The following is an 11,298-nucleotide window of genomic DNA, read 5'->3' as shown; positions in this document are numbered from 1 at the left end:
GACCATCGAAGATTTCATGAAGCTGGATATCCGGATTGGCACGATCGTGGAGGCGTCTTCATTCGACAAGGCGCGCAAGCCCGCGATGAAGCTGCTGATCGATTTCGGTCCGCTCGGCCTGAAGCGCTCGAGCGCGCAGATTACGGTCCGCTATACGCCTGAAGCGTTGATCGGACGCCAGGTTGCCGCTGTGGTCAATTTCCCGCCGCGGAAGATTGCGGGCTTCTCCTCGGAGGTGCTCGTGCTCGGCGGCGTGCCGGAAGAAGGGGATGTCGTGCTGCTGCGGACAGACGATGAGGTGCCGAACGGAACGCCGATTGCCTAGGCCATGGCGCGAGGAGAGCCGGACAGGATAAGGTCTGGCTGAGCTTGCGCGACGATAGAAGGGAGTCAACATGAAAGTCGTACTATCCACATTGAACGCGAAATATATTCATACTTCGCTTGCCATCCGCTGCCTGAAGGCGCACTGCGGGGACGAATTCGATGTCGAGCTGGCGGAGTATACGATCAAGGATCCGGCGATGAATATCGTCTCCGATCTGTTCCGCCGCAAGCCCGATGTCATCGGCTTCTCCTGCTATATCTGGAACATCGAGGAGACGATCCGGGTCATCGGCATGCTGCGGAAGGTAAGGCCGGATCTGCGGATCGTCCTCGGCGGGCCCGAAGTCTCCTATGACACCCAATACTGGATGAATCGGCTGCCCGAGGTGGACTTCATCGTGATGGGGGAAGGGGAGGAGACCTTCCTGCATCTGCTGCGCGAGCTTCGCGGCGACCAGAAGTACCACTTCGTCTTCGGCCTTGCGTACCGCAAAGGGGACGAGGTCCGCATCAATCCGGGCCGACCGAAGCTCGATCTGAACACGGTCCCGTCTCCGCACCGGTTCGCGGAGGATCTGCCGCATCTGGGCAAGCGGGTCGTCTACTTCGAGACCAGCCGCGGCTGTCCGTTCAGCTGCCAATTCTGCCTCTCGAGCATCGAGGTCGGGGTCCGTTATTTCGATATCGAGCGGACGAAGGCGGATCTGCTGTTCCTGATTGACAACGGGGCGAAGCTGATCAAGTTCGTCGACCGGACATTCAACATCAAGCGGGATTACGCGATGGAGATGTTCCGGTTCCTGATCGAGAATCATCGCGGCTGCGTATTCCAGTTCGAGATTACGGCCGACATTATGCGGCCGGAGGTGCTTGACTTCCTGGCGGAGAACGCGCCGCCCGGCATTTTCCGCTTCGAGATCGGCGTCCAGTCGACCAATGATCCGACGAACGAGCTCGTGAAGCGCCGCCAGAACTTCGCCAAGCTGACCCGCACCGTGACGAAGGTGAAGGAGAGCGGCAAAATCGATCAGCATCTCGATCTGATCGCCGGTCTGCCGCTCGAGGACTACGGGACGTTCCGCAAAACGTTCAATGACGTGTTCGCGCTCCGGCCGGAGGAACTGCAGCTCGGCTTCCTGAAGATGCTGCGGGGGACCGGGCTGCGGAACGACGCGGACAAGTACGGGTATGTATACATGGATCAAGCGCCCTATGAAATGCTGGGCAATGACGTGCTGCCCTTCAGCGACGTGGTGCGCCTGAAGCGGCTGGAGGATGTGCTCGAGAAATATTGGAACGCCCACCGGATGGACTATACGATGGAGCATCTGATGCAGGAGGAATTCGATTCCCCGTTCGATTTCTTCCAGGCGTTCGGCGACTTCTGGGAAGAGAACGGGTGGCAGAAGATCGGGCATCAATTGGAGGATCTGTTCGTGCGCCTGCAGGCCTTCCTGGAGGCGCACGGCCTGCGGCGGCCCGACGTGGCGCGCGGGCTGATGAAGCTGGACTACTTCCGCAACCACAAGTACAAGCCGCGCAAGACGTGGTGGGAGACGACCGTGGCGAAGGAAGAAGCGGCCCGCGTCATGCGTCGGGCGGCCGAGCGGCCGGAGGCCGTGTCCTCCGCCTTCGCGGCGCTGGGCTTGAGCGAGAAGGAGCTGCACAAGCATGCCGTCGTCGAGCGGCTTCCCTTTGCATGGAAGGCGGATGCCGTCCACAGGGACGGAAGGCTGGAGATGGAGGACGCCCCGGGCTATCTGCTCGTCGTCTATCAGCAGACGGAAGACGAGAAGCCGCTGCTGTTTTCTATCGGAACGGATGCAGTGAAATGATAAGGATTGGAAGCGCCGGAGGAGTTGCGTCCCCGGCGTTTTTGTGCAATATTATAGAATTTATGAATTCGCAAACTCTATTCGGTAGGCGAAACTGCACGATTTCTTCAGACACGTCTATCCGGTAGGCGAAAATACTGCGCAAATACAGCAATTCGATATGGACGGCTTCACCAAAAAGGGAATCCTGCAAATCTGCAGGAATTTCACCCGTTTCGCTTCGGTTTGAAGCAAAAGGACCTAAAATGATGTAGATTCGCAGCAATTCCTCGGGATGTGGACTCATTGCGCCGAAATTCCTGTAAAATTGCAGCAATTGCCTCTACACGTTCAAGCCCCAGGAGGCCACGATGCCTCCTAAAGGCGATGATGCCTCCTGAAGGCAATGATGCTTCCTGAAGGCAATGATGCTTCCTGAAGGCAATGATGCTTCCAGAAGGCAATGATGCCCCCAGAAGGCAACGATGCCTCCAGAAGGCAACGATCCCCGAGGATCCGGCGCGTCTCTTGGGTCCCGTAAATCAGGCTGTTGAGAAAGTCCAAGGTTTTTTTAAGTGCCGTGAACCGGCCTGAGGCTTGGGGATAGGGCGGTTCCTAGCGAGCGGCGAGCGGCCGCAATCGCCGCTATCTCCCCGGTGAGGACCGCGGCGGACGGGCACGAGCAAAAGCCCGCGAAGGCCCTCTGCAGCATCGCAGAGGAACCTTCCGGGCTTCTTTTTCCCCGGAACCAAGCCATGAGAGCGAGATCAGGCCAAGGTCCTTGCTTATTTCTTCAAATGTTCGTCGAGGAACTTGATCATCGCGTTATAGAACTCGATCCGGTTCTCCTCGTTGTTGAATCCGTGTCCTTCGTTGTCCTTCAGCATGTACTGGACATCGACGCCCCGCTTCTTCAGCGCTTCGACGATCTGATCCGATTCCGCCTGATTGACGCGCGGGTCGTTGGCGCCCTGAGCGACGAAGAGCGGCGTCTTGATGCGGTCGGTATGGAAGACCGGCGAGACGGCCTTCAGCAGCTCCTTGTCTTTCTCCGGATGGCCGACCCGTTCATAGAACATATTGCGGAACGTCTCCCAGTACGGCGGCAGCGTCTCCAGCAGCGTAAAGATATTCGAGACCCCGACATAGTCGACGGCGGCGGCATACAGATCCGGGGTGAAGGTAATGCCGGCCAAGGTGGCGTATCCGCCGAAGGATGCGCCGTAAATGCCGATGCGATCCGGATCGGCGATGCCTTGCTTGATCGCCCACTGCACGCCGTCGGTAATGTCATTTTGAATGTTCCGTCCCCACTGCTTGTTGCCGGCATTCAGGAATTCCTTGCCATAGCCAGTAGACGAGCGGAAGTTCACCTGCAGCACCGCATAGCCGCGGTTCGCCAGCAGCTGCACCTCCGGATTGAAGCCCCACATGTCCCGCGCCCATGGCCCGCCATGCGGATTGACAATAAGCGGCAGGTTCTCCGGCCTTTTATTCTTCGGCAGCGTCAAATATCCGTGAATCGTCAGACCGTCCCGGCTCTTGTAAGAGATCGGATGCATATCGGCCATCAGCTCCGGCTTCAGCCACGGGCTCAGATTGGCCAGCTCCGTCAGTTGATCGGTCGTGGAATCGTAATAGTAATACCGGCCGTAAGTCTTGTCATTCGACACGCTGACGATGAACTTGTTCATGTCCTGGTTGTAATCGTTGATGCCGATCTCGCTTTCGCTCACCTTCAGCTTCGCCATCAGCTTGCGGTACAGCCCTTCGAATTCGCTATCGAAAAAGTGCGGATGAGCCTTGTCTGTCACATAAGCCGCATAGAGCAGCCGGTCCCGCTTCGAATCATACAGCGCATTGGCAATATCGACTTCGGGATGCTCGAAGAGCACCTTCTCGTTCGCTTGCAGATCGAAGCGGACGAGGGCCGCCTTATCCCGTCCTTGATTCGATACGGCGAGGACCGATTGATTGTCCTGCGTGAAGCCAAGCAGGCCCACTTCATCTCCGGCATTCAGCTTCAGGAAGGAGCGGAACTCCTCCTTATCTGAATCGCGGTACATAATTTCGCCCACGACCCCGTCCGATACGACGGCCATCCGGATATTGCCGTTGCGATCCGCAAGCCAGCCCTGGACGTTGCCCGGATTTTTGGCGACGAGCTGGAGCGCTCCTGTCTTGATGTTGAGCTTGTAGACATCGAAGACGGTTTTATTCTCTTTGTTCAGGGTGACGAGAATCTCGTCCTTGACTCCCGACAGCAGGCTGACCAGGCCGGCCTTCACCCCGGAATACGGCGTCAGGTCCTTCTCCTGCGCTCCATTGAAGCTGGACGAGTAAATGTGGAAGTTTTCATCTCCGCCGTTATCTTTGACATACAAGAGCGTGTCGCCTTTCCAGAAAAAGGCCGCGATATCCCGATCCTTGGAGCTGGTGACCCGCTCCGGTTCGCCGCTGCCTCCCATGTTCTTCACGAATACGTTGGCCCGGTTCTCCCACGGCGCCATAAATGTCAAATAATTGCCGTCCGATGAGATCTGGTAGGCGAGACTGCCCGGATTGCGCATGAAGTCTTCGACCGGAATCGGAGCGACGCCCTTATCGCCGATCGAGGCCAGGCGCAGCTTCTTCACGTTGTTCAGCGCGGCGGCCGCTTCTCGCAAGCTGATCGCCTCATCGGCGCGGAGACTGCCGTCGCGATAGCCGTGCAGCAGGCCGAGCGACTTCGCCCGCTCCGCATAGGCGGTCAGGCTGCCCTCTCCGCTGTCCTGCCCGTAGGCGCGCACCAAAATGCGGGCGGCCTCGCCGCGCGTAATCGCGTCTTCCGGGGATGCGAGCTCGCCCTCCCGGATCCAGCCCTCCTCCTGCCCGACCTTCATCGGATCGGCGCCATGCTGGTACGTGAGCGCCGTCACCGCATAGCGGATGAAATCATTGGCCGTAACCTTGGCGGCCAGATCGGCCTTGGCGTCGACAACTCCTGCCGTGACAAGCGAATTCACGCCATGGGCATACCAAGGCGCGGCGGAGCCTTTGTCTGCCCCCATGACAGTCAACGGCATGGAGCATGCCATGACTGCGGCCAGCACAGCCGCTACGATTCTTTTCTTCAACTTGACCCTTCCCCCTTCATGACTATGGAAGATATGCGAACATGCCGCTTTCCTCTTCCATGTTCCATCGGCTTTCCTCCTTCAACGTCAGGCGAGCGTATTGCGCAGCAGCGATTATGTAGAATGGGCTTGACGATGGTATTCCGAAGTCTGCATGCGTCAACACCCAGCAATGAGTATTTTTTCTATTATATCCATCACATCGACCTCGGCGTTGTCAGACTGGGCCGCTCATCTTACTAATACGGGAGACCGGGAGAAAAGTTGAGGGAAATTTTTTCCTGCCGCCTAAACAGCAGCGGCACCGAGCCGTCTGGCCCGGTGCCTCCAACATTATTGCACCGCGATATAAATGTCCACCTGCGCGTCTTCCGGATTGGCGCTTCGCTCGTCATACCGTTCGAAATCTCCGGTGAACGTGCGCGTCATCTCCGAGGCCGACGACCACTTCCAGATGGCCGCCCATGCTTCCGTCACGACTTGGGCCAGGGGCCCGCGTGCCGTCGTAAATACCGCATACTTCGCGGCGGGAACCGTCACCGCCTTGAATCCTTCCGGCAGTGCGGCATCGGTAATGACGCTCGTGCCGATGAGCATCGAATACTCTCCGGACGCCCCGTTCTCGTAGTCATGATAACAGCCGTAAATGACGCCCGGCTCAGCCGCATTGGGGATGCGCGCCAACAGGCCTTCTGTCCAGAATCGCTCCCACATCTGCGGAATGACCGCTTCCGGCGTGTATTCGCGCATATTCGAGGTGCGGGCCGAGATGCCGGCCAGCGTCATCTCTCCGCGCTCGATGATCTTCACCGGCTGCAGATCCGGAACGGTCATCCCCGCTTGATCGGCCCATCGCTTTAGCGTAGGAAGATAGTTTTTGAGCATGGCCCGCGCAGCTTGCTCTTCCATACCGTTCTCGACGACGAAGGGGACGCATGTCTCAATCATCTCTTCCATCGTCATATCCGGCTGCTTGAAGGCTCCGTCTTCATAGCAATAGATGCAGTAATCCTGCACTTTGCCGTTCCCCTTGTCCGTTCCAAGCTGTTCCTCGCTGTGCAGCGGCATTCCGCAGCTTTGACATTCGCGTTGCAAGGTTTGTTCCATGAACACTCACTCCTCATCCTGTGATGGCTGTAGTATACGCCAAGGAACTTGACAACCCTGTGTCAGGTTCGGAAAGAAGAGTAAGATAATCAAGAAGAGAACATGGTAAAATAATGACAGGTATCGTTACGGCAAGAGGACGAGAACGAAGGGAAGAAGGAGGAGCCATGCTTCAGAAATTCGGATTTTCCCAATATGAAAGCAAAGTATACGAGGCGCTCGTCTCCAGCGGCGAGCCGATGGATGCGACGACGGTCGTGAAATATTCGGGCGTCCCCAAAGCGAAAATCTATGAGGTGCTGGCCCGGCTCATCGACAAGGGCGTCGCGTCCGACACGATCTCCGGGAAGAAGAAGCTGTATGCGGCGCTGCCGCTCCAGGTCGTCATCGACAAGCTGGCCCAGGAATTCGAGAACAGCATTGCCCAGCTCAGACGAAGCAGCGAACGCAGGGCTTACGTCGACGATCAGGTGTGGACCATCAAATCGGACACGAGCATTCAGGCTTACGGCAAGCATCTGATCGAGGGAGCGGAGCGATCGATTCTGATCTCGATGTGGAAGGACGACTTCGCGGCCTATGTGCCGCTGTTGGAACGGAAGGAGCGGGAGGGGGTCCGCGTCGAGGCGATGGTGACCGGGTACCATGTGCCGCAGGCCCGGCTGTCGAAGCTGCATACCCTTACGCCGACGGACGAGCATCAGCGGCTGGAGCGGTTCGCGATCATCGTCGTCGACGGCGAGAGGCTGATGTTCGGCGGACTCGACCACGGGAACTGGCAGGCGATGCAGACGGGGTCGCAGCCGTTCGTCACCTTCTTCACGGAGTTTTTCTATCATGATGTCGCGCTGGCGGCCATCTCGCAAAAATATTATGACGAGCTGATGCGGGACGAGGAGATGAAGGCCCTGCTGATGCAGCTTCGGTATTAGAAATGTCGAAAACACTCTTGCACGGCGATGCCGCGGCGGGAGTGTTTTTAGGTTGCATCCTCCCTTCCGCTCAGAAAAGCGGATCATGCTATAATGGAATTATTTGACGACAGAATAGCTCAAAACTAATGATTTCAATTTTTGGGGAGTACTAGAATGGGCCGATTACTGAATCTGAAATGCAATTTACGGCTGAAGATGATTCTGCTCATCAGCCTCTTGATTATTGGAATCTGCGCGATTTTCGGGGTGTTTCTGGAACGGTTTATATGGAAGATGGCCGAGGATCAGACGGGAAAAAGAGCGTTGAATCTGGCGCAAAGCGTCGCGAATATCCCGGAAATTCAAAGCGCTTTCCGCTTGGACAACCCTTCCGTCGTGATTCAACCGATCGTGCAGCCGATTCAGCGGGAGACGGGCGCGGAATTCATTGTGGTCGGGGATACGCGGGAAATCCGGCAGTCCCATCCCAATGCGAGCATTATCGGAGCGAAAATGGTCGGAAGCGATAATGACAGGGCCCTGCTTCACGGCGAGTCGTACATATCCAAGAAGGAAGGAACGCTCGGGTTGTCGATTCGGGGGAAGGTGCCCATTTTCGATGAAGGGAAAATCGTGGGGGTCGTGTCGGTCGGTTTTCTCAATAATGATGTGCACCGCATCGTGGCCGACCACAGCAAATCCCTCTGGCTCGCCTTAAGTCTCATCATTTTGTTCGGGATCGCGGGGGCCGTCTTCATTGCTTCCTATATCAAAAAATTGTTGCATAATATGGAGCCGGAGGAAATCTCTCATCTGTATCTTCAGAAGGAAGCGATTCTGCAGTCCACGCATGAAGGCATTATCGCGGTCGACAATGAGGGGGCCATTACGGCGATGAATAAAGCGGCCAAGGAGATTCTGTTCACGGATATGGCGCGGCAGCAAAGAAATTATGCGGGCGCATCCATTCAACAGATTGTTCCTTCCTTGAACCGGGATGCGCAGGGCAAGCAGAGAAGCCGCTTGGTGAACCGGGAGATGGTGCTGGGCGAAGATGCCGTGCTCGTCAACCAGACTCCGATTGTCAGTGAAAACGCAGTCACGGGGAGCGTCTATACGTTCCGCAAAAAGACGGAGCTGGAAACGGTGACGGAGGAGCTGTCCCGCATTAAGCAATATGCGAACGCGCAGCGGGCGCAGACGCATGAGTATTCGAACAAGCTGCATATCATCCTTGGGCTGTTGCAGAACCGGCGGCATAAGGAAGCGATCGATTTTATTAAAAAGGAAAGCAATATGCAGCAGGCCAGGTTAACGTTTTTAGCGGAAAAGGTAGCGGACCCTCTGCTTCAGGCCTTATTTCAAGGAAAATTCAATCAAGCCAATGAGCTGGGCATCTCCATGGTCATCCATCCGGACAGCCGTCTGGAATGCTTCTTATCGGAGGAGAAGCAGGATGCGCTGTTAACCGCGCTCGGCAACGTCATCGAAAACGCGCTGGAGTCGGTCAGGCACAAGGAGAACGGCCAGCGCAAGGTGGCCATCTTTTTTACGGATATCGGGGAGGATTGTATTTTTGAAATTGAAGATTCCGGTCCGGGGGTGGCCGAGGCGGAGATCCCCCGTATTTTTGAGCAAGGATTTTCGACGAAGCAGGGCAGCCATCGGGGCACGGGCCTGGCGCTATCGAAGCTGATGCTCCATGGCGTTGGCGGCGAGATTTTGTTGGAAACCGGGGAAGGAGAGCTCGGAGGAGCTTGCTTTATGATCATGATGCCAAAGGATGAAAGGGGATTTCGGTGAAGGACTTGTTTTCGGTGCTGATTATCGAGGATGACTTTCGAGTAGCGGATATTCATCGGCAATATGTCGAAAAAACAGCCGGCTTTGCCGTTCCATACATCGCCAAGAGCCGCAAAGAAGCGCTGGCTTATATGGAACGCGGCGAAGCGGCTCCGGATCTCGTTTTATTGGATGTATATATCCCGGATGTCGAAGGGATGAACCTGTTGCGGGAGCTTCGCCAGTCCTGTCATGAGACCGATATCATTATCGTCACGGCGGAGAAGGAAGCCCGGTCGGTTCAGGAAGCGCTTCGCGCCGGCGTGTTCGATTATATTGTCAAGCCGGTGGACGAGGAACGCTTCAGCCTTGCCTTGACAAAATATAAGGAGTACCGTAGCTTGCTGCGCTCCAAGAAAGAAATGGAACAGAGCGATATCGACGCGGTATTCGGACTGCATCGCGCTTCGGGCTCCTCCGCCAGAGCGGATGGGGCGCTCCCGAAGGGGATTGACTCGATCACGCTGGATAAAATTCTCCGCGTCTTCACGCACAAGGAGATAGGCGGAATTACGGCTGTGGAATTAAGCGCCGAGCTCGGCATCAGCCGATCGACGGCGCGGCGTTATTTAGAATATTTAGTGTCCTTGAAGCTGGTACGGACGAAGCTCATCTATGGCACGGTGGGAAGGCCGGAACGAAGATATATCCTCTGTGAAACTTATGAACAAAATCGGTAAAATGAAACCTATCGTTTTTATGGCTGCAATATTTATCGTCCGCTTTATCCGTGATAAATTTCATACTAATCTAAACGGAAGTTTCGTTTACAGCCGATTGTAAACGCATTCATCCGTTGCGGAAGTGCAAGCAGCGCCGCGATCACGGAAAGGGGATGTCATATTGAGTCTGAGCTTGATTGGTCTGATTACGATTTTAATTATTGTCGCCTTGCTTATCAGCGGCAAAGTGACCCCGATTGTCGCCATGGTTATCCCACCAATCCTTGGCGCATTACTCGCGGGGTACAGTTTCACGGAAATCGGCGGCTTTTTTGGCAACGGCGTGAGCTCGGTTATCCAGGTCGCGATTATGTTTATTTTCGCGATTATCTTTTTCGGCATTATGCAGGATGTGGGACTATTTGATCCATTAATCAATAAGATGGTCGCTTTTTCGCGCGGGAGCGTCATTACGGTAAGTGTCGGAACGGTATTGGTGGCCGCGATTGCCCATTTGGACGGCTCGGGCGCCTCGACCTTTTTAATTACGATTCCCGCGCTGCTGCCCGTGTATCAACGCCTGCACATGAATCCGTATCTGCTGCTTCTCTTGGTCGGGGGAAGCGCAAGCATTATGAATATGATTCCGTGGGCCGGCCCGCTGGGCCGAACGGCTACCGTCCTGGAAGCGGATGTTACGGAACTATGGCAGCCGCTCATTCCGATCCAGATCATCGGCATGGCGCTCATGCTTGGATTGGCCGTGCTTCTCGGCATCCGGGAGAAGCGGAGAATCATTCGGAAGTACGGCTCGTTGGAGGTTGCAGCCACGCTTGAAGCGCCGGCCGCAGCCGCGCCGGATGCTTCCGCTTCTGTCCGGACCGGGCAGGCGAACGGCCTCGCTCGCCCCGGGCTGCTGTGGGTCAACGCTTGCCTCGCCATCGCAGTCGTGGGCGTCCTCGTGGCCGGTATTATCCCGGCAGGCCTGGCCTTCATGATTGGGGTAAGCATCGCCCTGCCGCTCAACTTCATCAAGGTGAATGATCAGATGGAACGGCTGCGCGCCCATGCGCCCAATGCGCTCACGATGGCCTCGATTATTCTGGCGGCCGGCTTATTTTTGGGAATACTTAACGGAACCGGCATGCTGACGGCTATCGCGAATGATGCCGTGACGATACTTCCGGGAAGCATTGCGCCTTACCTGCATATTATTGTCGGCTTGCTGGGCGTGCCGTTCGATTTAATCTTGAGCACGGATGCGTACTACTTCGCCCTGCTGCCCGTCGTCGATCAGATTGCTTCCGGCTTCGGCGTCGCTTCGCTGTCCACGGCGTACGCGATGGTAATCGGCAATATCGTCGGCACGTTCGTGAGCCCGCTGTCCCCGGCCTTGTGGCTGGCGCTCGGGTTGGCGGGCCTGGAGATGGGCCGCCATATCCGGTATTCGCTGTTCTGGATATGGGGCATCAGTATTGTTCTTGTCGTTATTGCTCTATTTATAGGAATTATTTAA

At 56.2% G+C, this 11,298-nt stretch carries 9 protein-coding genes; 6 read left to right on the top strand and 3 right to left on the bottom strand.

Annotated features, from left to right (window positions below; genetic code table 11):
* Positions 1-16 precede the first annotated feature (16 nt).
* Positions 17-325, top strand: coding sequence for a tRNA-binding protein (locus L6439_RS21570; RefSeq protein ID WP_237096946.1), 309 nt, complete (start codon positions 17-19; stop codon positions 323-325).
* Positions 326-395: 70 nt separating this feature from the next.
* Complete coding sequence (locus tag L6439_RS21565; RefSeq protein WP_213469247.1) at positions 396-2,162, top strand: B12-binding domain-containing radical SAM protein; 1,767 nt, start codon at positions 396-398, stop codon at positions 2,160-2,162.
* Here the strand turns inward: L6439_RS21565 and L6439_RS21560 are convergent.
* The 3 genes from L6439_RS21560 to L6439_RS21550 form a co-directional block, all read right to left on the bottom strand.
* Positions 2,137-2,448 carry a hypothetical protein gene (locus L6439_RS21560; protein ID WP_213469246.1) on the bottom strand — a complete coding sequence of 104 codons (312 nt, stop codon included), beginning with the start codon at positions 2,446-2,448 and terminating at the stop codon, positions 2,137-2,139. The genes L6439_RS21565 and L6439_RS21560 overlap by 26 nt on opposite strands.
* A 478-nt stretch (positions 2,449-2,926) precedes the next feature.
* On the bottom strand, positions 2,927-5,257 hold the full coding sequence (locus L6439_RS21555; protein WP_213469245.1) for a S9 family peptidase: 2,331 nt from the start codon (positions 5,255-5,257) through the stop codon (positions 2,927-2,929).
* 333 nt (positions 5,258-5,590) lie between these two features.
* Positions 5,591-6,364: an effector binding domain-containing protein gene (locus L6439_RS21550; protein ID WP_168178579.1), complete on the bottom strand. Its 774-nt coding sequence runs from the start codon at positions 6,362-6,364 to the stop codon at positions 5,591-5,593.
* A 167-nt stretch (positions 6,365-6,531) separates the two neighbouring features.
* Here L6439_RS21550 and L6439_RS21545 point away from each other — a divergent pair, with 167 nt between their 5' ends.
* The 4 genes from L6439_RS21545 to L6439_RS21530 all read left to right on the top strand — a co-directional run bounded on the left by L6439_RS21545 (position 6,532) and on the right by L6439_RS21530 (position 11,298).
* On the top strand, positions 6,532-7,296 hold the full coding sequence (locus L6439_RS21545) for a TrmB family transcriptional regulator (RefSeq protein ID WP_168178578.1): 765 nt from the start codon (positions 6,532-6,534) through the stop codon (positions 7,294-7,296).
* Between the two features lie 156 nt (positions 7,297-7,452).
* Entirely contained in the window at positions 7,453-9,081 is a 1,629-nt protein-coding gene (locus tag L6439_RS21540; RefSeq protein ID WP_168178577.1) for an ATP-binding protein, read from the top strand.
* Positions 9,078-9,800, top strand: a complete 723-nt coding sequence (locus L6439_RS21535; protein ID WP_168178576.1) for a response regulator — start codon at positions 9,078-9,080, stop codon at positions 9,798-9,800. Before L6439_RS21540 ends, L6439_RS21535 begins: the two co-directional genes overlap by 4 nt.
* Positions 9,801-9,963: 163 nt before the next feature.
* Positions 9,964-11,298: a CitMHS family transporter gene (locus L6439_RS21530; protein WP_168178575.1), complete on the top strand. Its 1,335-nt coding sequence runs from the start codon at positions 9,964-9,966 to the stop codon at positions 11,296-11,298.

It is taken from the genome of Paenibacillus dendritiformis (genome assembly GCF_021654795.1).
Taxonomy (GTDB): Bacteria; Bacillota; Bacilli; order Paenibacillales; family Paenibacillaceae; genus Paenibacillus_B.
Note: the sequence above shows the minus strand (reverse complement) of the source record. Positions and strands in the feature narration are given on the sequence as shown.